Below are 20,030 nucleotides of genomic sequence, written 5' to 3' on the forward strand. Positions count from 1 at the left end.
CGGGTGTCTACTGGATGCGACAACCCACACACCGGGTAGGTGCTGAAGGCAATGGGTTACTGTATTTGATGCCCGATTAAATCGCGGATCAGTGCCGGTTTTCCGTGGTGGAAAGAATTTACTGTCTACTGTATGCGACAACCAGTGAGACCTGGCAGAGATGGTAACGGTCTACTGTATCCGACGCTCTGCCTGGTAGCCGGGAAGCGCCAGATATGTTGTAAACCCACGTTTAATGTCTACTGTGTGCGACCCCAACATATTTGGCGAAGGTCTACTGTATTCGAGTTTTTGTTCAGGGGCCGGATAATACCGGTCGTACTGGTGGCTGACATAATGTGTCTACTGTGTGCGACAACCAGGGAAGCCTCGAGGGTAAAGGTCTACTGCATGCTACAACTATCATACTGGCCATTGGCTGGTATGTGCGGCTGTGGTGAGGTTATCCGTAAATGTAAGCTTTTTAAGGAAAGCTGGTGGAGGAAATCACTATTTCTATTGGATGCTATGCCATGGCCCGGGACTGGTCAGTATTGGAAGCACCAGCGTCGAAACCAGGAATGTCTACTGTAGGCGACAACGATCTAAATTTTGCATCGAGCGTTATTCTGGCTGCGTTGTGTCTACTATATGCGATACCCTCTGCTTCGTGATTAAAACTCAAACAAAATTATCAGGACATACCGAGGTTCCTGTCTTTTGTGTCGACTACAGTAGACCAGCGGGAAAAGAGGGGGGAGGGGTAACCTGTATACCAGAACGCAAAAGCTATAATTCAAAAGAGACAGCCACCTGCACTGAATCAGATCGGTTTCCTGATTTTTGTTTAACCTGATACTTAATGCTAATGTATGCGTACATTAGCTTTGGCTGAGGACAAGATTCGTGAGAGCTGAAACGAAAGAAGCTATGCGGATGTTTTTGGGGGGACGTTGCTACACGGCTAAACAACTCGAGAAGGACTATCTCTCTGAAGTGGCAGGTTACAGCGACGACCGCTGGGAAGCGCCGCAAAGAGCTGCCCGGCTGGCGGCAGCGGTAAAACGCTACAAAACCTCTGAGATGCTGCGTTTTATTTTTGCCACCATCGCGTATGATCCCGACCCGGATCTGACCCCGCTTGCCGTGAGGCGGCTGTGTCAGGCCTTGTTCGGCAGAACCGGTAGCCAGTGGCTTATAGTGGAAATTTTCGGGGTGAAGGGACGGCAGCACCGCAGCGATGACAGCACTCCGGAGGCCGTTGAAAAAATGGCAACCAGATATCGTCACGCCGCAGGGCTGCACTGGGCGGCAACTCTGGCGGAAATTGAGCGGGTAAAGCGCAACTATCAGACCCAGGTTAAGGCATCCAGGAAGGGAGAAGGGTAAATAACATAAATTTAAAGCTAATGTACGCATACATTAGCATTACGCTAAAGTGGCTATACCACCAGTTTTTGTATCCAGATGGCTTACTGACATGTTTCCTTGCTCGGTAATTCAGGTCTGAATGCGACAGGGGCCTACAGCACAGAACGGGATTGAGAACTGGAATGCGCTGGTCTGTTTTGCACCAGCGCTACGGGGGGTCCGCTTGGAAAACGGAAATTATCCCACGCTAAGACTGTTTTTTGTACAAAGCGGTATCGACTGTACGTAATGAGCGGTATTTTCCGGATCCCAGCTTAAGATTATTACGCCAGACGTAATCTCCACGCAGATTGATATGTTCCCAGCCCAGGGGAGAAAGATGAGAGACCAGTTGCTCATTTATCGGGATACCCTTTCGTTTTAGTGACTCAATAGCTCTTTCTATATATACCGTATTCCAGAGTGTTATCGCCGCCGTATGTAGTGTCAGCGCCGGTGGCGTGGTAACGCTGATCCTCCCACCCCCAGATCCCTGATTTCATTCAGCCGGTGCATGAAGGAAGCTAGCCCAAGGGCCTCACCCTTATTCAGCCCCGCCTGTATGCATCGGCCTAAGCCTTTATCGCAAAATCAGTCCAGCATAAACAGCGTCCGATCTCTGCAGAAAATCGCCCTCTGCGCTACGAGTTTGAACGCATTTACTCTGTTTATAGGTAACATTCGCTCCACGATATAATGATATCGGCAACGTATTCAGGTATTGCGAGGGCAAAAGCGGCTGGAAAACGCTTCGGTCGCCCCCCCATCCTGAGCGAGGAACAAAAGCAAACAGTGACAGAGCGCCTAAATGCTGGCATCAGTATCAGTGCTATTGCCCGGGAATTTAATACCACCCGCCAGACTATCCTTCGGGTAAAGGCTGGATTGCTGCAAGAGTGAGCGGCTGGGAAGATTATAAAAAAAATCAAATGGTTATTATGAAATAAAACAGCCTGCTGGGTTCTTTTCCCCCTATTTTTTATAAAAGAGTAGACAAAAGAGGTTCGCGACATTAATCTACCAACTAGATGGTTGGTATTGATTGCACCAGCTATACCTTTTATCAAGAAATTACAGGAGCCATTATGTCTACTACCGTTAAACCTTCTGCAGACGCAGCTGCGATCCACAATACCCGTGAAGCAGTTCGCAGCCAGCCTGGCCTGGGTAACCTGACTTTCCAGATGAAAGCCCGTTCCAGCGGCGGATTAACCGTTCGCACAGAGACCGGCGCCACAATCCAGAACGGCGTTATCGATACCAGCCGTGTGGGGAAATTTTCTAATATCGGTGATGAACCCGCAGGTTTACTCGGCACCGATACCGGCATGAGCCCGACTGAATACATCATGCAGGCGCTGGCTGGCTGTTATACCGCCACCCTTACCATGATGGCTGCTGAAAAAGGGATCGACCTGGACGGTATCGAGCTGGATCTTAATTTCGATATCAACCTCAACGGCTTCCTTGGGCTGGACAGCAACGTGCGTAAAGGTGCGAAATCTATTCGCGTCGATGTTCACCTTACGAGCAAGACCGCCAGTCGCGAGGAGTTAGAAGCGCTGGTCAGCGAAATGCAAAAGAATTCGCCAATCCACGATACTCTGGCTAATCCGGTTGAAATGATTACACGCCTGGCGTGATGTCAGAGATGTAATGCTGCCATTCAGAATGCAGGATGGCAGTGACGTTCAGCTCTGCACGATACTGAGTCAGTGATACAACTTGCTACGGAAAAATAGCAACAATATAATCTATCAACTAGTAGATTATATGGAGTAATTATGACAACCATGACACGGGAACGGCTGCTCAGCGAAGCAGAACACCTGATGCGCGAAAAAGGGTATTCAGCATTCAGCTATGCTGATTTATCAAAAATAGTGGGTATCACCAAGGCCAGTATTCATCACCATTTCCCGACCAAAGATATTCTGGGTGAGCAGGTGGTAATACAGGCGTTCTCTGATACACAACGCGTATTTGAGCAGATAGAGGCGACTGAGAAAAGCGCGGAGAGAAGAATTGCGGCTTACATCGATATCTTCGCGCAAAGCCATAAAGCTTCGCTACTGCCACTGTGTTGTGCGTTGTCAGCAGAGACCGCCAATCTGCCTCAGGCAATTACTGTACAGACATCACTTTATTTCGATATGCAAATCGAGTGGCTCACAAAAGTCGTCAGGGCGGGCATGGAGTCAGGTGAGTTTTCATCCCATGCCGAACCATCAGATATTGCTTTGATGATCATTAATGTCTGTGAAGGCTCAAGCGTAGTGGCGCATGCAACGGCCAGACCCGAAGTCTTCGCCAACAGCCTTAAGTATATAAAACTGCTTCTTAATACCCCTCATTCAGGAGAATGACACTATGCTGGACTGGAACAACTATCGCTCAGAGTTAATGCAACGTTTAGGCGAGTTGGGCAAACTGACCCCCGAGACCATGAAAGGCGTGGTTGCCCTGGGCAACGCAGGTAACAAAACTGACCTTTTGGGCGCAAAAGTGCGTGAACTCATTGCCCTGGCGTGCGCAGTCACAACCCGCTGCGACGGCTGTATTGCTTTTCACGCCGACGCCGCTGTGAAAGCCGGTGCAACCGACGCTGAAATTGCTGAAGCGCTGGGCGTGGCGATTAACCTCAACGCTGGCGCGGCGGTCATTTATTCAGCCCGCACTCTGGATGCCGTCGGTCAGGCACGCGGTTAAGCATTAATAAATTCCACGTTAAAAGGGCATTACTGCCCTTTTTTAATGTCCGCAATAGCCTGAGCATATACCGATGCAGGTTTCACACCCGGTATGCGTTTAACTAATTGCCCTTCATGAAATATCAGCACAGACGGCAGCCCCCAGATCTCGTATTTGGTTGTCAGCACCGGCGCCTGATCTACATTGACTTTCCCCACCTGAATATCTCTATCGAGCCGGTCTGCAAACTGACTGAACATTTCTTCGCTGGCCTGACAGGGCGGACACCAGGGTGCAGAGAAACGTACCACCGATATTCCTTTGTACTGCTCTATCTGGCGGAAATTATCTTCGTTATAAGCTGTTAATGTACGCATGGTGATGACCTCGCAAAATGAGTGACAATTCAGAAATGGCTGCGTTATGACAAAAAAATACGACACACCCATTGACCTACCTACTAGATGGTTGGTATATTGCCACCCATCAGATGTTTATGCAACTCCAGTGCGCGACGTCCAGTCGATGATACTGCCGGGCTGTGCAAATCCCTGCCGGGATACTCCTTTTTGTTTTTTGTGAGGTATACGATGAGTAAGCTTTTCACCCCCTATAATCTGTCTGGCCTGGCGTTAAAAAACCGTGTAGTCATGGCACCGATGACCCGCACCCGCACCATGAATGACGTGCCGGATGAGGTCGTGGCTTTGTACTATGCACAGCGTGCTTCTGCTGGCCTGCTCATCACCGAAGGGATGCCGGTTTCAGAAGAAGGCCGGGGTTACCTTTATACCCCTGGTATCTACAACGACGAACACGTCCAGGGCTGGCGTAAGGTGACACAAGCGGTTCACGCCAAAGGTGGCTGTATTTTCGCGCAGCTCTGGCACGTCGGCCGTATGTCTCACGTCTCTCTTCAGCCAGGCCACATAGCGCCGGTTTCAGCGGGCACCGTTCAGGCGGTCAATACCACCGTTTTTGCGCTGACCGAATCCGGAGAACCGGGCCCGGTTGTACCAAGCCAGCCACGCGCGCTGGAAACGCATGAAGTTAAACGCATCACTGCAGACTTCGTGCACTCCGCACGCCTGGCGATGGAAGCCGGCTTTGACGGCGTGGAAATCATGGCGGCAAACGGATTCATCTTTGACCAGTTCCTCAGTAGCGAACTGAACACCCGCACCGACGAATACGGCGGCTCGGTGGAAAATCGTCAGCGTTTCCTGCTGGAGACCATTGACGCCGTGGCGGAAGCCGTGGGTAACAGCCACGTTGCCGTGCGCCTGTCACCGTTCGGCCGCATTTATGACCTCGCGCCGTATGAAGGTGAAGAGCAAACCTGGTCAGCCATCACCGACGCGCTCGGTCAGCGGGAACTGGCCTACGTACACCTTTACTATCAGCCGGTGTACACCAAAGCGCCACTTCCGGAAGGCTTCCGCCGCCGTTTTCGCAACACGTTTAAAGGCACCATCATCGCTGCCGGCGGTTTTACCCGTGATATCGCAGAGCAGGCTCTGGAAGATGATGAGCTGGATCTGGTGGCATTTGGTGTGCCCTACATCGCTAACCCGGATCTGGTTGAAAGAATGCAAAACGGCTGGCCACTGGCAGAAAGTGACCGCGCCACCTACTACGGCGTCAGTGGTTCCCCGGAAAAAGGCTATACCGATTACCCGGTCTGGCAGGCGCAATAAATCCCATACGGTCGCGGTTCTCTGATAAGTGAGATCCGACCGCCCAACGTCTTTGAGGAATCATTATGCAAACGCTGAAACCCACCCTTACCATCGATATCTGGTCAGATTTGGTCTGCCCGTGGTGCTGGATTGCTAAAAAAAGATTTGAACAGGGTCTGAATCGCTTTGAATTTCGCGACCAGGTGGTGATCCGCCATCACAGCTACCGTCTGGCCGGTGGTACTCCCGCGATGCCTTTTAAGGATGCCATCGTTAAAAAGCTGGGCAGTCAGCATTCAGCGGAGCTGATGATGAATCAGGTGGGCACCGCCGGTAAATCTGAAGGTCTGATCTACAACTTCGACGGCATGATGTTTGGTGATACAGAAGATGCACACACCCTGCTGGTTGCCGCGCGTAAGGCCGGAATTGCGGACGCGGTGGAAGAACGTTTTTATCATGGCAGTATCACCGAAGGTCGCTCTCTCTTTGACCGTCAGCAGCTCGTTGCCATGGCCGTAGAAGCCGGTATGCCGAAAGCTGACGCTGAAGCCGCCCTGGAAAATGACGATTTTCGCGCCACCGTTTCCGACGATGAAGCCCACGCACAGTCTATTGGCCTCAGCGGCGTTCCGGTTTTTGTGATGAACGAAAAATATGCCATCAGCGGGGCTCAGGCAGCAGATAACTTTTTGAATGCCCTGCGTCAGGTCTGGGATGAACAGCAAACCGAATTTTCAGCCACTGCGGGTCAGACCTGCGGAACGGATGGCTGCAGTATTTAATCCGTCAACCGCCGGCAGTTTCACGCTGCCGGCAACGTCTTACCCACCAGTAATGGAGTCAGAAAATGAACACTTTTTTCAAAGGTAAAAAACTGCTCGTCGTCGGCGGTACCAGCGGCATGGGCCTGGCCGTGGCACGCATGGTACTGGAAGCGGGCGGCAGTGTCGTGCTGACCGGGAATAAAAAAGACAAAGCCGAAGCGGTGCAAAAAGAACTGAGCCCTCTGGGACCGGTTGCGGTCATCGCGGCGAACCTGATGACCGAAGAAGGTATGGAAACTATCCGTCAGGAAATTAATGCTCACCATCGCGATATCAGCCTGATGGTGAATGCCGCCGGTATCTTCATGCCCAAAGGATTTACCGAGCACAGCTTTGCCGATTATGACATGTATCTTTCGCTGAACCGAGCCACGTTCTTTATTACACAGGATGTCGTGAAGAACATGCTCGCCGCGAAGCTCGAAGGGTCTATCGTCAACGTCGGTTCGATTGGTGCTCAGGCTGCACTGGGTGACTCGCCGGCCTCGGCCTATTCAATGGCAAAAGCGGGTCTGCATGCCCTGACGCGTAATCTGGCGATTGAGCTGGCCAGCGCGGGTATTCGTGTCAACGCGGTGTCTCCCGGGATTGTTCATACGCCGATATACGAAGGCTTCATGGACAAAGCGGATATCGCAGATGCTATGAAGTCGCTGAACGATTTCCACCCGCTGGGACGCGTCGGAACTGCCGAAGATGTGGCAAACACTATTCTCTTCCTGTTGTCTGACAAAACCTCATGGGTGACGGGCGCTATCTGGGATGTCGATGCGGGCATCATGGCGGTCAGACGATAACCCCGTGACGCTGGCATAAGCCGCCCCTTAAGGGCGGCATTTTTTTGTCGCCAGACATGTCATCAGCAGGCTTCACTAAGAATATTCACGACCTGTTCATCCGTGCCTTTTGTGTTCCCGGCACAGGGTGTTATGCCGGGTTCTGACGACATCCTGACAGGACAAAACGGCCAGAGAGAAAGGGGTTATACACGATGAGGAGCCGGTATCCGCAGTACCTATGAAATTCTTTTCATCCCTGCTGTCAGCATACTCCGTGGGCAGGCCAGATTTAACCGGATATATCCGTCCCCATTGTCGACAAACAGCAAGCCCCCTTCAAGAAGGACCCCTGACTCCCGGGCAAAATACAGCGATAAATCCTCACCTGCGGTGTCGGGCAGGTAGCGGCTAATATCTATCCAGGCCAGATATGTCCCTTCGGGGATCGAGAACCTGGTTTCGGGTAAATAGCTTTTGAGATAGTCGTGCAGGTACTGGAAATTGCCGTCAATATATTCCCTCAGATGGACAAGCCAGTCATCACATTCACTCCACGCCGCTTTGTTTGCTGCCAGGCTCAGTGGAGAGATGAACTCGTCGTGTCTGAGACGCCACTCGCTTCTGACACCGGGATCCGGAATAATAATATTTGCCAACAAATTCCCGGCCAGATTGAATGTTTTACTCGAGGACATGCAGGTAATAATGCGTGTAGAATCAGGGAAAAGAGAGGCGGCCGGTGTATGACCGATACCGCTTCGGGACAGGTCGCAGTGAATTTCGTCAGATATCACCCAGATGTCATTGGCCAGGCAAATTTCAATAATCCGCTTAAGTTCATCAGGCCGCCAGACTCGTCCGGTCGGGTTATGCGGATTACACAGGAAAAGGATTTTCACACGTAAATCGGCCTGACTGGCTTTGCGTGCAAAGTCTTCCCAGTCAGGTTCCCAGCCGCCTGCTGATTTTTTTAACGCCGAGTACACCACGCGACGCTGACTGTATTCACCCGCCTTTTTAAACGGGCCATATGAAGGCGTCATAATAAGAATACTGTCATCCATGTCGGTCAGAAGCGGGACGAGACGGTTCAGCGCGGGAATAATGCCCGGAGACAGCACAATGTCTTCCGTTTTGAAACGGTGACCATATTGTCGCTCACACCAGCTGCCAAAGATCTCATAGTATTCTTCGTCGTAGATTTTAGTGTAGCCGAGTATTTTTCTATCCAGACGGTCTCTGATGGCCTGAAGAATCGGCTCTGGTGTGGCAAAAGCCATGTCAGCAACCCAGAGGTTGATTAGCCCTTCTGCCGGATACCGCATTGCAAATTCGGACTGTCCCGAAAACAGGTATTCCCGCCAGCCGTCCACGGTGAGACTGTCTGTTTTCTCTCTGCTTACGTACTCATCAAAATCATATTTCATTTCATAAACCTGCCTTAGGTGTAGTCAGAAACGTCGACCTCAGTATTACTGTCAGTCTGATGCCGGAGCGGGAAAACTGGCTCGTGTGATTAACATAAGAGAATCATCACAACTGCATGAATTAATTGCGTTATTAAGGTTCTCTCGCCTTTGTCATCGACTGACGGGGGGATTTCTCGCGTGTCACCATCACAATGCCAGTCAGCACCGCCAGGGCAGAAAATATCGTTCTGACCGTCAGTGATTCATCCAGGAATACCACACCCCCTAGCATTGCCAGACAGGGAACGCTGAGCTGAAGGGTACTGGCGGTGATAGAGCCGAGAGAGGGTAAAAGGGTATACCACAATACATATGCACCGGCTGAGGCGGCGGCACCGGACAGCAATGACAAAGCAATGCCCGCAGCATCATAGTGACCCTGCTTCATAAACAGCAACGAAAGAGCGAGAGCCATCGGCGTGGCGAGTACAAAATTTGCCGCCGTTGAAGCCCCGGCCGCCTGGCCCGCCCTCCCCCTGACGGAATAGGCGGCCCAGGCTAATCCGGCAACGATCATCATAAGTGCACTGTAAAGCGGCGGTGCCTTCGCCCCGGGTAACAGCAGGGCAGCAATTCCTGCCAGAGCAATAACTAAACCGCAAGCCCGCATAACGGAGAGTGATTCCCCTTTAAATAATCCGTGGATCACCATCGCAAACTGTACGGCACCAAAAAGTAACAGCGCACCTGCCCCGGTATCGAGATGGATATAGGCGACAGAGAAGAGCACTGCGTACACCATGAGGTAAAATCCGCTCAGCGGACGCCACAGCGATAATGTAGTTTTTGCGTGATAAAACAAGAAAGGTGACAGGACGAGTGCACCACTGGCCAGCCTGAGGCTGCTGAATGAAAGGGGATCAATGTGGCCTCCCTGCAGGGCCAGACGGCACAGAATAGAGTTTGCAGCAAACGCCAGCATTGCCAGGGATATTTTAAGAATGAGCGCGCAATTGGCCATTCAGTGAGACCTCATAAAATTCTTGTAAACTACCATCTAGTTGGTAGCATAGCGTAAGTGATCACCGAACAGGAAGCAATAATCAGCTTTCAAACTGGAAGGTGAGGACAGGCATTCGGAATGAATTCTGTTTCACATCCCCAGTAGAGGAAGGAAAACGCGTAATGCCAGATGCAGAGCAGAAGATTATTTTTCCCTGCGATCAAACATATGAAATCAGTTTAAGACCTGGAATATCCTATGAAAAAACTAAAATTTACGTTCAAAAATGCGGCTGGTGAAGAACTGGCCGGATTGCTTGAACTTCCTGAAAATCCTAAAGCGTTTGCGCTGTTAGCTCATTGTTTTACGTGTGGCAAAGACCTCAAAGGCGCGGCGCGTATTGCGCGGAAACTGACAGAGAATGCTATCGCCGTTCTCCGGTTTGATTTTACTGGTCTGGGAAACAGCGAAGGGGATTTTTCCAACACCAACTTCTCATCCAATATTTCGGACCTGCTTTGCGCGGTAGATTATCTCCGCCGACAGTACGAAGCGCCTTCTTTGCTCATCGGCCATAGCCTGGGGGGATCGGCCATTCTGTCTATTGCCGGCGAAGTTCCTGAGGCAAAGGCCGTTGTCACCATAGGATCACCCGGAGAACTGACACATGTAAAACGTCTTTTTAAGGATGATGTTGAAAACATTAACCAGCATGGAGCCTATCCCGTTGAGCTGGCCGGGCGGGTATTTACCTTAAAGAAACAGATGCTGGACAATATTCAGGAACACAAAATCGCTCATAAGGTGTTCGCCATGAACAAGCCTCTGCTTATTTTTCATGCGACTGAAGATGATACTGTGTTAATTGAGCAGGCCGAAAAAATATTCAAAGCAGCAAAGCATCCCAAGAGTTTCATTTCGTTGGGTAAGGCGGATCACCTTCTGACTCATGCTCAGGATGCTGAATACGTTGCCGATATCATTATATCGTGGAGCGAATGTTACCTATAAACAGAGTAAATGCGTTCAAACTCGTAGCGCAGAGGGCGATTTTCTGCAGAGATCGGACGCTGTTTATGCTGGACTGATTTTGCGATAAAGGCTTAGGCCGATGCATACAGGCGGGGCTGAATAAGGGTGAGGCCCTTGGGCTAGCTTCCTTCATGCACCGGCTGAATGAAATCAGGGATCTGGGGGTGGGAGGATCAGCGTTACCACGCCACCGGCGCTGACACTACATACGGCGGCGATAACACTCTGGAATACGGTTTATATAGAAAGAACCATTGAGCCGCTTAAGCAAAAAGGAGTCCCTGTTAATGAACTGCTGGTCTCTCATCCTTCTCCACTGCTGTACAAAATATAGTCTTAGCGTGGGATAATTTCCGTTTTCCAAGCGGACCCCTACGGGGTTTTTTATACCACACACAGGTTTCAGCTGGTGGGCATCACGGCAGCTACCTGAGCTTACTGTAGTGTTTTTGCCCAGCCCGATACTGTTTTATTGCAGCCTGTTGGCAGGCTACAGAGTCAGCCGGGGCGATGTCTGGATTTTCTTTCAGTGCGTCAATTGTGGCCTGCACCATGCCCTTGTCCAAACCCCATGTGGGGGAGGAGGGATTATTGGCTTCTAAAGGGACTTTCAGTTCCAGTACATCTCGTTTAGCACACGTTTTATTTGCCTGGTAAGTAAGGTCTGGGTCTGCAAGGATTTTAGCGGATACACCAAAACTCGCCAAAACCAGACACAGGGTGATACTTGTCGTTCGCATGTTTTATCCTTATTAATCGACACTGATAATCAGAGTGGTCTGGGATGCTTCTTTCTCCACGCCATCCACATTCTGTGTTCTGTCCTGATGTTTCCTTCAGAAGTTACTTTATTGTGCTTCGTGGTCGGTGGAGAGGCTAAAACGCTTTCAAGCGTTTCACCAGCATCGAATCGCGCGTACAGCTTGTAATCGGCGGCATTCGTGTTTGTCGGCTCACATTTGCCATGGCTCATTTTTATCATCCTTTGCGATAAGAACTTAACTCTGCAAGGTACCAGCTGCTGGCGCCATAAACGAATTTTTACTCCCGGTGGTAAATCACCTCAGGCATCGTCATCCCGGAGTTCCAGGTTTTAATACGTAGTGAGGGTCTTGCTCAATACTCGCCGGACGGAATTATTCATCATCACCGGCAGGGGCTGCAGTGCTGGTATGCACTTTATAGCAGTACACCCGGCGGGACAATTCATGAAAGCTGGTGGGATCGGACCATCACACTCAAAACGTAAGACAACATGCCTTATAGCCCTGCAAAGCCTTTGCCCCGGAGCGCCACGCTCTGCGTGGGTCGCGACTGTGCACATTTTCGGCATATTCTTTTTTTCTTTTTTTTTATTTTTTCTCTTTTTTTCGTCCGCGCGGCGGGGGCCGGGTCGGGCACGTTGAAGGTCAGGACCCTCAAGGGTATGTTGTCTTACGTCTGCTCTTTTGCTGCCTGGGACGCTTGCCGGCGATCAGAATCAGAAGAATGGCCATCGCCAGTTTTTCCCAAATTTATCGCATACAGTAGACATCAATCCGGGGTAAGGAGCCGGTACTGGCCGGACTATTTCCACTGGCGCTGCTGGTCGTTACAGCTCTGACCTGATACCGTGGATATTAACGACATTCCAGGGAAGAGCAGGTATGGGTAAAATCCAGGGGATTTAATTGGTGACCGAAAGTTTGCTGTAGAAGCTGCTATGCCAGAAATTTTATGAATGGTCAGAAAAATGGATCACCGTCTACCAACTTAAGAACTCCCGTCTCTGGACAGACACCGCCATACGCCGCTGGCCTGGCGTGCCACTTCAGCAGGGCAAATATAAGGTATTATCTGTTGAAGCCGTCAGGATGGCGGAAACACGCCCGGATTTTCAGGCGAAGCTACAGACTCGTATCGATAAAGTTTGGTTTGATATGAACGCCGAGCTTCAGTACAACGTGAAACCCAGTGGGTGTCTGTCAAAGGTTATAGTAGTGAGCTGCGACTCCGGAGAGGTGCGGTTTGGGATTAAATGTCAGAGCTGTGAGTGGTCCGTACATGGTCATGATCATGTGATTGAAGAGTATGATGGGCTTATTCAGCTGGCCGCCGATAAAGCGGAAGGTGTTCATCTGGTCGCGAAAAAATAAGACACACCCCGCGAAAGTGGCTTTTTTGTGGGCGCTGGACAGAACCTCCTATTCTGTCTGGATATTCGTTTAACGGAGTGATTGTATTTTGGAAAAGATTCGGGCTACTGCAGTTAAATACATCAAGCTGGGAGAGGGAGGCGAATGGGAACGTGAGTGCCTGACATCTGGCATTATTAGGTTTGGTTACGACAAAACACCCCATCAGATGTGTCTTGAGGGAAAGTGGGAAGAAGTCAATAAAGTCTGGTTAGAAGAGAGGAAATATAACCAGTCCACTGCCACCAGTGATGTCAGGCAGATAAGGACATTTTACACAGCCACCCCCGATATGCTGTTCATAACTTTCAGCCAAGGATTATTGTATTGGTGTCAGCCTTCCGGGGAAGTCACAGAACTGGATGATGGCAGCAGGATCCGCCCCACTGTGAACGGATGGCACAACCATAGTCTGGCCGGAAACCTTCTCTCCCACAGCGTCCTTAGCGGTGCTTTGCTCGCTACACAGAGTTACCGGGGTACCATCTGCGATGTGCGTTTGGCCGATTACGCCCTGCGGAAAATTAACGACGAGCAATCGCCGGAAATCAAAGACGCGGATATTGCTGAAGCTCAGTACCTTAAGGCTATTACGAGGCTGTGTAGTTTACTTACCTGGCAGGACTTTGAATTGCTGGTAGATCTGATTTTTTCCGCCAGCGGATGGAGAAGAACCGGGTGCCTTGGGAGGACACAGAAGACCGTAGACATTGAGCTTGAACTGCCCACTACCGGCGAACGGGCATTTGTGCAAGTGAAGTCTGTTGCTGACCCGTCTGTATTCTCTGAGTATCTGTCACTGTTCCAGACCAGTGACAGCTATGCTCGAATGTTCTTTGTCTGGCATCGAGGGACATTGAGTGAGGACCTTCGTGCTGAAGGAGTCACTATGATTGGCCCCATCAGGCTTGCCGAACTCATACTGGACACCGGACTGGCTCGATGGCTTAGAAATAAGGTTTTGTAGATGCCCAGTACCTTACCACTTACGTGCATCTATGCCATAAGATTCCTTTACTTTCTCTGCGTGGTGGATTGCTAAATTGGGCCTCGTTCAGTTGTGGGATGTGAACAATGGTCTCGCTATATCTGGATGGAAATGGTTACGGCCTTCACACCCGTTTAAGCTTACTTTCGGTAGTTAATGCGTTGAGGTTGTTTTTCCCAATAAAAGATGATAAGGAATAGATAAACATTAGAGATCTGCTATTTTCGAGGAAATTTTTATATGTCAGATTTTTGGGCACGTATGCGTTTAGAAATACTCCGTAGCAACGGTGTAGAATATCAAAGACTATTTGAAACCGTAATGGAGTTATCTTACCCTGAAAAATTCAGGAAGGTCAAACCTTGGGGAAGAAAAGGTGATGGCGGTAACGATGGTTATATTCCAGAGCGAGGGGAATATTATCAAGTATACGCTCCGGAGGAATTAAATCGCGAAACAATAAAATTTGCAATAAAAAAAATGAAAGCAGATGTTGAAAAAATAAAAGAATCATGGAATGAGTCTTGCGAGTTTAAAGTTTTTTATGCGGTTATCAATGATAAAGAACAGGGGTTTCCAAAAGAGATATATACCACTCTTGCAAAAATTAAAGAAGATTATAAGTTAGAACACGCAGATGTTTTCAGCTCTTCGAGCCTTCTCCGTTTAGCAATGAGATTACCAGCATCAAAGTTAAAAACATTTTTGAATGTCGAGACGCCCTCATATAAGAAAGAAATGGTTATACATAACTACCTAGTCAGGCATTTACCTTTAGATCAGCCAGGCCTCTTTGTCACTAATTTGTCTGCCAATTATATTGAAGCTGATACTTTAAGGGATTTGAGGAAAATTGTCGGCATTTGTAATCAACAAACGTATGATATTCCGGGTTTTAAAGAAGCAATTGAAGCAATGTACCCATGGATTCTTGCTCTTGAAAAACATTTCATGGAGTTTAGATATATGGAAATGGGGCGAAGAGGATATATGGTTTTAAAAAGCTGGAAAAAAAATGAACCCTATGAAATGCATGAAAACCTTCAGAAAGAGCACGACTTATGGGGAGAAAACTGTAGCATCATCTGTAATAACTTATGTTACACCATTAATCAGTATATTCAACTATACAGAGAATATATTAACTTAGAGTTTCTGGATGGGAACTTTATGCTACTAGAAGACGAGACATTACCTGGCGAACTTTTAAATTTATTACCAAACACAAATGATTAAAATGTCTTGTAGAGGATAGAATGTCATACAGTAATTTCAGATGGCTTATTGAGAGAATTACTCAGCTGAAAAGCCATGAAACACATGGGCTTCCAGGTTATACAGGGATACATTTTTTTCTGGCGCATTACCGGCAGACACTGTTCCGGACCGGAACATTCCGGGAAAGAGTAGAACAGAAGGGGCTACATAATTAGCTGATGAAAAAAATAGGCGTTTCCGGACTTCTGTCCTGACTGTGGTGTTTCCCTAGTGGGGCGATTTGTGAAAGTTACTCTTACTGAATGTGAGACACTCTTTCTTCAATGTTTGTGGATAACCTGTCCCGCCGAACCATCTTCCAGGCTCAAAGGGATAGTATTGAGATGTTGCGTTTCGACTGTGATAATTATGGCCCACCTAATGGTGGGCTCATATTGACGTTATGATATCAATGGCCAGTAATATAGCTAATTATTCAAAAGCTGAACCACCACCAATCGCCCGCCATCCTCTGAAGACAGGATGAACTGGGTGTTATCCTCCAGCAGCAACTTTTCACCAATGCCGACCGTTTTCCGATCGGGAAGTGATATGAGCCCGCTAAGCCCCTCGTTAACCAGCCACCACTGGTCATTATGGAAGACGAAATAACCAACCCTTTTCTTCTGCTCATCGGTGGTTCGTTCGTTAGGAGCAATCAGTCGGTTGACGTGCCATGCATATAATGACTGACCGCTCCACACCATAAGCCGGTGATCATCTGGCCTGAAAGTTCCAGCTTTTCTCGACGAATACAGATTCAGGATGGGGAGTTTGCCTTTGTAGGGTGTACCGCAATAGGGACAAACGGGTTTCGTCTTTCCATTGAAAACGTACCATTTCTGGTCACAATCCTTGTTCTGGCATGGCTGGATGAGATCGACGGTTTTTACCAGGGCGCTCTCCCATTCATCGGCTGTAGGGCGCTTCGACGGATCATGCAACCCATCAATAAAAGCCCGGTCGAAGAGAGGTTTCAGGTAGGGCCCCATAATGGTGTACGGGATTTTCTGAGGATCTGCCCACGGGAGCGAAAACGATGAGACCTGATTAACTTTAACTGCATTGCTTCTGTCAGTCGGGTGTTCGATAAAAAGTGCCCGCTCTCCCATGGAAAGCGCCTCATCCCTGACCTCATCATCGATATCGTGAATTTTTCCTCCCCGTAACGGGTGCCGGAAAAGAAGATACATGTAAATGAGTACCGAAAGTGCATGCCGGTCGGTAGCGATACTCGGCAATACGCGGCGGGGATCGTCTTTGGGGAGATGGCTTGTCTTCACCACTTCCGGGGCAATAAAATCAGGTGTACCAACCACGTCTGGAGGAAATTTTCCCGGAACCACCAGCCCATCAACATCAATAATGCATGCGTGGCCTAGTTCCGGATCTATCAGCACATTTTTATAACTCAGGTCACTATGACACAGGCCCGCAGCATGCATTCGTCTGACTGCACGCGTTAGAAGGATGCAGACCTTCAGATAGTTAAGCGTATTGCCACGTTCACGCGGATCCAGAAATTTATTCTGATTGTTCGCGCTGGCAAACCATTTCCCTTCCTTTTCACGTCCTTTGATCCCGAGGAAATCATTGTTTTTGGAACCATATCGGAAGAAGAAATGCTGCTGGTAAGCAGGTACAACAATACCCACCTTATCAGCGTGCTCAACCACATCAGTGGGCCAGCAGAAGAGACCTTTCCAGTAATCTCCACCAGTCTGCTCAAAAATATTCTGCCGGTACCTCCCGGTGATCATGTTGATACGTTCCCGGGCCTGTTCATTCTGAGGTTTATGGTAGAAGGCTACGACATATGATTTATCCGGAGAAAAATAAACGTCTTTCATTGAGCCAGAGCCGATGACTTCATCGACATACTGAATGGTTTTTCCATCCTTAGTTTTGCATGTAATTATATTTGCCATGAATAGCCACCTGCTATCGCATTAATTTCACCAGAGCACAATGATTGTGCGATCATCGTGATTTCCCGGAGAGAAAAAGTTAAGCCACTCCACCAGTTGTGCCGAGGCATGTTCAGGGTCTGTGAGTAGGGGAGAGAGCTCGGCCATCAGCCTGTCCCATTTTTGTGGATTCTGAAGCCCGTTATCCGTTTCAAACCAGGGATCGGAAACACCATCCGTCATCAGAACCAGATGCGATATGTCGTTCCACTTACCGATACTGATACGTTTACTGAATCCGGCATCACTGACGGCATCGGCATCCAGAAAACGCGTCTGACCTGCATACTCTCCGCTATCCGGAGTCCCAAGCACTCTGACTTTGCCAGCAGGTCCATATGCAGCTATCGCACCGTCACCTAACCAGAAAGACGCGGCAAAAAGATCAGCACCGTCGCGAAAAGTGACGGTCGCGAGTAAAGTCGTTGAGAATGACTTTACTTTATCTTCAGCCAAAATTGCGGCACTGCTGATATTGTTTACGGCCAGTACCGCTGCCTGTCGGAAGTGGTGGTTCATAAACTCCCATACTGCTCGCTGATCCTCACTGTTCCAGCGAAGGACCCTGTTTTTGATCTCAAGACCTTTTTCAGTCTTGAACTGGTTGAAGAGATAGTTACCAACAGTTTCAGAAACGATACGGGAGCCTTCCCGGGAATATTTAGCGCTCCCCGCGCCATCAGCTACCAGTAATACACTCCATCCGGATACATCACTGAAGTTGAGGTAATAATCGTCGTCACGAAAAGAGCCTACATGTTCATGGGAGCGTCCACGACGGCTTGCTCCGGCAATATGAATACCTGACCGACAGACACTCTGGTGGTCGATACTCTTCTTGTAGAATGGTGCATCAGAAGGCGGGTCAATCACTTTCCAGAGACTTTTCGGATCAGGGTTCACGACAAAAAGTAACTTTTTTTCATTATCACGATGTGAGCTGCATGACCATTTCACAGTCAGTTCAAAGTCTCCGCTGTGCCCTGGCGTCCCCTGGAGGCGTCGCTCATTGATATCAAATATCAGCCCTATGTCCTGAGAGAAGTTAACCTCCGTGATCTCTGCCTCAACACCTGTATCGGTCGCTATTTCCAGTCGAACATCGTAGGGTTCACCTGCCCGTGCATTTGGCAGCATGATAAACACCTCCGGCACTTTTCCGGGGGCAGGGGATGTTTTATTCTCCACTCTCTGAGGTACTTCCCCGGGCCGTAAAGCACTGACTGCGGTGTCAGCTGAAAGGTTGTCAGAAACAACCGGACTGGTTTTATCCATGTCTTCTGGTTGCGCCGTGACGGAAGCCTCGGTCTGTAAGACCCCGGTTGCATCAGGAACTTCTTCAGTGAGTCCCTGAACGCCTTCTGACGCTGTATCATCCACCATTTCACTATGCGCTTCCTGCTTATCATTTCCCTGAAGTGCAGTAGCGGCATGGACGGGTTCAATCTCAGGTCGATCAGCTTCGCTTTCACCCGAGTTTTGAGGTGGGAGGATTTTGTCAGAAAAGGGCTGGGTAAGACATTCTGAAACTGTTTGAGTGTTCTCCGCCGGTATGGCTTCGCTTGCACAGTGTTGAATGACCGTTTCTCTCAGCTGCCGCACAGCAAGGGCAACATCAGGTATGTTACCAAGACAGCATACTTTATCAGCATCAGTCGGTTCCCCTGATGCCTCCAGAATGAGAGCAATAATTTTATGTTCAGGTGTAATGAACTCGCTCATTAGCCGCGTCCTCTGCTAACGTTAAAATCTGAATTTCCACCCTCGCTCTGAAAGGACAAACCTTTCCCACACCATGGGCAGTTCACATCATCAGGCCCATCAATACAGAGAAGTTTTCCGCAGGTACACATCGCAAAAGCACTACTGTTTCCGCAGTGTGGGCACCCTGGTACGCCATGGAGTTCACTGGTGTTTATCTGCGCCCCGGCTACGGACATATCCGTCCATGAGAAGTAATCTTCATCCACAGGATAACAACCAGCAATGTTAAAGCTGTTAAGGTTTAGATCGAAAGCGAGGCCCGATACCCTGGCTGGCGGACGCTCATACTTAATCAGATAAGGTCGACGGGTTTTACTGCAACGCCCGGTTAATACCACACAGTTTTCATCGTATGCACGGGCTGTGTCATCTTTGGCAAGTTTGACGATATAGTCAGTTTGTTTCAGGGGCGGCTGAGAATCCTCGCCAACACTACGACTGTGAGCTGTGACTGAAGCTGTGATCCACTGGATAAACCGCGAAAAATCGCCTTCCTGATTTTCGGTAAACGATAAGACGTTTTCAGTCAGTTGCCTGAGTACACTGAGATCAACTGATGGTCCGATCCCCACAGCAATCATATTCACTTTTTTTGCGTAAAATTCGTTCCAGCGCTTAACCTCAGCTGAAATGTCATCTGTCGGTCGGCCGTCAGTAAGTAAGTAGACAACTGGCTTCCAGTCACCTTTTTCTTCCAGCGTCGTTTTTCGGACCTGAGAATCTATTTGTGTTGTCAGTTCCCGTAAGGCAGTCGCGAGGTTAGTTCCTCCACCGACAGGAAGGCGAGGGGGATAAAAAGACACAATGTCATGTAACGGGACAATCGTTCTGGCAATACCGGCAAAGGCAATTACTGACACCCAGACAGTCTCCAGAGCATGAGGGTCCTTACGCAGATCGCTCACAATCTTCTGCAAGCCATCATTCATCCTTTTCAGGTTTTCACCAATCATGGACTCAGAACAGTCCAGAACAAAAAAAACGGGAAGTCGTCTCACAGGAAACTCCCTCATAGCAAAATGTGACGTCCATAGCAGAGATGGACTTTATCGGTATAAGGCAGGGTTATTC

18 protein-coding genes and 3 pseudogenes are annotated in these 20,030 nt (G+C 49.1%); 13 read left to right on the forward strand and 8 right to left on the reverse strand.

Annotated elements, in window-relative coordinates:
- Window positions 1-885 precede the first annotated feature (885 nt).
- Complete coding sequence (locus RRF55_RS23880; protein WP_004210306.1) at window positions 886-1,368, forward strand: hypothetical protein; 483 nt, start codon at window positions 886-888, stop codon at window positions 1,366-1,368.
- A 229-nt stretch (window positions 1,369-1,597) separates the two neighbouring features.
- Here RRF55_RS23880 and RRF55_RS23885 read toward each other — a convergent pair.
- A pseudogene (locus tag RRF55_RS23885) lies at window positions 1,598-2,010 on the reverse strand (Tn3 family transposase); the annotation flags it as partial.
- Window positions 2,011-2,097: 87 nt separating this feature from the next.
- Here RRF55_RS23885 and RRF55_RS23890 point away from each other — a divergent pair.
- The 4 genes and pseudogenes from RRF55_RS23890 to RRF55_RS23905 all read left to right on the forward strand — a co-directional run.
- Window positions 2,098-2,289: pseudogene (locus tag RRF55_RS23890) on the forward strand (helix-turn-helix domain-containing protein); the annotation flags it as partial.
- A gap of 185 nt (window positions 2,290-2,474) precedes the next feature.
- Window positions 2,475-3,032 (forward strand): OsmC family protein, encoded by a 558-nt coding sequence (locus RRF55_RS23895; protein ID WP_000108589.1) that lies wholly within the window; start codon window positions 2,475-2,477, stop codon window positions 3,030-3,032.
- A 141-nt stretch (window positions 3,033-3,173) separates the two neighbouring features.
- Window positions 3,174-3,755 carry a TetR/AcrR family transcriptional regulator gene (locus tag RRF55_RS23900; RefSeq protein WP_000210409.1) on the forward strand — a complete coding sequence of 194 codons (582 nt, stop codon included), beginning with the start codon at window positions 3,174-3,176 and terminating at the stop codon, window positions 3,753-3,755.
- A gap of 4 nt (window positions 3,756-3,759) precedes the next feature.
- Complete coding sequence (locus RRF55_RS23905; RefSeq protein WP_000888080.1) at window positions 3,760-4,098, forward strand: carboxymuconolactone decarboxylase family protein; 339 nt, start codon at window positions 3,760-3,762, stop codon at window positions 4,096-4,098.
- 29 nt (window positions 4,099-4,127) lie between these two features.
- Here the strand turns inward: RRF55_RS23905 and RRF55_RS23910 are convergent, their stop codons facing one another.
- Window positions 4,128-4,457, reverse strand: a complete 330-nt coding sequence (locus RRF55_RS23910; RefSeq protein WP_002431133.1) for a thioredoxin family protein — start codon at window positions 4,455-4,457, stop codon at window positions 4,128-4,130.
- Window positions 4,458-4,670: 213 nt separating this feature from the next.
- Between RRF55_RS23910 and RRF55_RS23915 the strand changes: the two genes are divergently transcribed.
- The 3 genes from RRF55_RS23915 to RRF55_RS23925 all read left to right on the forward strand — a co-directional run bounded on the left by RRF55_RS23915 (window position 4,671) and on the right by RRF55_RS23925 (window position 7,383).
- Window positions 4,671-5,777, forward strand: coding sequence for an alkene reductase (locus RRF55_RS23915; RefSeq protein WP_023287189.1), 1,107 nt, complete (start codon window positions 4,671-4,673; stop codon window positions 5,775-5,777).
- 65 nt (window positions 5,778-5,842) lie between these two features.
- The gene (locus RRF55_RS23920) at window positions 5,843-6,544 is read left to right on the forward strand and encodes a DsbA family oxidoreductase (protein WP_001194072.1); all 702 of its coding nucleotides are present in this window, start codon (window positions 5,843-5,845) and stop codon (window positions 6,542-6,544) included.
- 65 nt (window positions 6,545-6,609) lie between these two features.
- Window positions 6,610-7,383: an SDR family NAD(P)-dependent oxidoreductase gene (locus tag RRF55_RS23925; RefSeq protein WP_004729618.1), complete on the forward strand. Its 774-nt coding sequence runs from the start codon at window positions 6,610-6,612 to the stop codon at window positions 7,381-7,383.
- 218 nt (window positions 7,384-7,601) lie between these two features.
- Here the strand turns inward: RRF55_RS23925 and RRF55_RS23930 are convergent, their stop codons facing one another.
- Together RRF55_RS23930 and RRF55_RS23935 are read right to left on the reverse strand one after the other, a co-directional pair.
- On the reverse strand, window positions 7,602-8,792 hold the full coding sequence (locus RRF55_RS23930; RefSeq protein WP_048292274.1) for a MalY/PatB family protein: 1,191 nt from the start codon (window positions 8,790-8,792) through the stop codon (window positions 7,602-7,604).
- Between the two features lie 133 nt (window positions 8,793-8,925).
- The gene (locus tag RRF55_RS23935) at window positions 8,926-9,795 is read right to left on the reverse strand and encodes a DMT family transporter (RefSeq protein WP_001567390.1); all 870 of its coding nucleotides are present in this window, start codon (window positions 9,793-9,795) and stop codon (window positions 8,926-8,928) included.
- A gap of 240 nt (window positions 9,796-10,035) precedes the next feature.
- Between RRF55_RS23935 and RRF55_RS23940 the strand changes: the two genes are divergently transcribed.
- Both RRF55_RS23940 and RRF55_RS23945 read left to right on the forward strand, forming a co-directional pair.
- Window positions 10,036-10,788 (forward strand): alpha/beta hydrolase family protein, encoded by a 753-nt coding sequence (locus RRF55_RS23940; RefSeq protein ID WP_004729622.1) that lies wholly within the window; start codon window positions 10,036-10,038, stop codon window positions 10,786-10,788.
- A gap of 26 nt (window positions 10,789-10,814) precedes the next feature.
- Window positions 10,815-11,128: pseudogene (locus RRF55_RS23945) on the forward strand (Tn3 family transposase); the annotation flags it as partial.
- Window positions 11,129-11,234: 106 nt separating this feature from the next.
- On the opposite strand, the gene RRF55_RS23950 reads toward RRF55_RS23945, so the two are convergent.
- Entirely contained in the window at window positions 11,235-11,549 is a 315-nt protein-coding gene (locus tag RRF55_RS23950) for a hypothetical protein (RefSeq protein WP_023288299.1), read from the reverse strand.
- A 1,062-nt stretch (window positions 11,550-12,611) separates the two neighbouring features.
- Between RRF55_RS23950 and RRF55_RS23955 the strand changes: the two genes are divergently transcribed.
- From RRF55_RS23955 to RRF55_RS23965, 3 genes are all read left to right on the forward strand, one after another.
- Window positions 12,612-12,944: a hypothetical protein gene (locus RRF55_RS23955; protein ID WP_227652022.1), complete on the forward strand. Its 333-nt coding sequence runs from the start codon at window positions 12,612-12,614 to the stop codon at window positions 12,942-12,944.
- A gap of 88 nt (window positions 12,945-13,032) precedes the next feature.
- A complete protein-coding gene (locus RRF55_RS23960; RefSeq protein ID WP_004026570.1) occupies window positions 13,033-13,950 on the forward strand; it encodes a hypothetical protein in 918 nt (305 codons plus the stop codon).
- 261 nt (window positions 13,951-14,211) lie between these two features.
- Window positions 14,212-15,207, forward strand: a complete 996-nt coding sequence (locus RRF55_RS23965) for a hypothetical protein (protein ID WP_163535452.1) — start codon at window positions 14,212-14,214, stop codon at window positions 15,205-15,207.
- A gap of 449 nt (window positions 15,208-15,656) precedes the next feature.
- Here the strand turns inward: RRF55_RS23965 and RRF55_RS23970 are convergent, their stop codons facing one another.
- The 3 genes from RRF55_RS23970 to RRF55_RS23980 are packed head-to-tail and all read right to left on the reverse strand — an operon-like array spanning window position 15,657 to window position 19,957.
- A complete protein-coding gene (locus RRF55_RS23970) occupies window positions 15,657-17,156 on the reverse strand; it encodes a helix-hairpin-helix domain-containing protein (RefSeq protein WP_058842874.1) in 1,500 nt (499 codons plus the stop codon).
- A 27-nt stretch (window positions 17,157-17,183) separates the two neighbouring features.
- The gene (locus tag RRF55_RS23975) at window positions 17,184-18,917 is read right to left on the reverse strand and encodes a PP2C family serine/threonine-protein phosphatase (protein ID WP_032412835.1); all 1,734 of its coding nucleotides are present in this window, start codon (window positions 18,915-18,917) and stop codon (window positions 17,184-17,186) included.
- Window positions 18,917-19,957 (reverse strand): TerY-C metal binding domain-containing protein, encoded by a 1,041-nt coding sequence (locus tag RRF55_RS23980; protein WP_004026583.1) that lies wholly within the window; start codon window positions 19,955-19,957, stop codon window positions 18,917-18,919. The genes RRF55_RS23975 and RRF55_RS23980 overlap by 1 nt, the downstream gene beginning before the upstream one ends.
- Window positions 19,958-20,030 lie beyond the last annotated feature (73 nt).

The organism is Klebsiella sp. K47 (genome assembly GCF_051858335.1).
GTDB lineage: Bacteria > Pseudomonadota > Gammaproteobacteria > Enterobacterales > Enterobacteriaceae > Klebsiella > Klebsiella pneumoniae.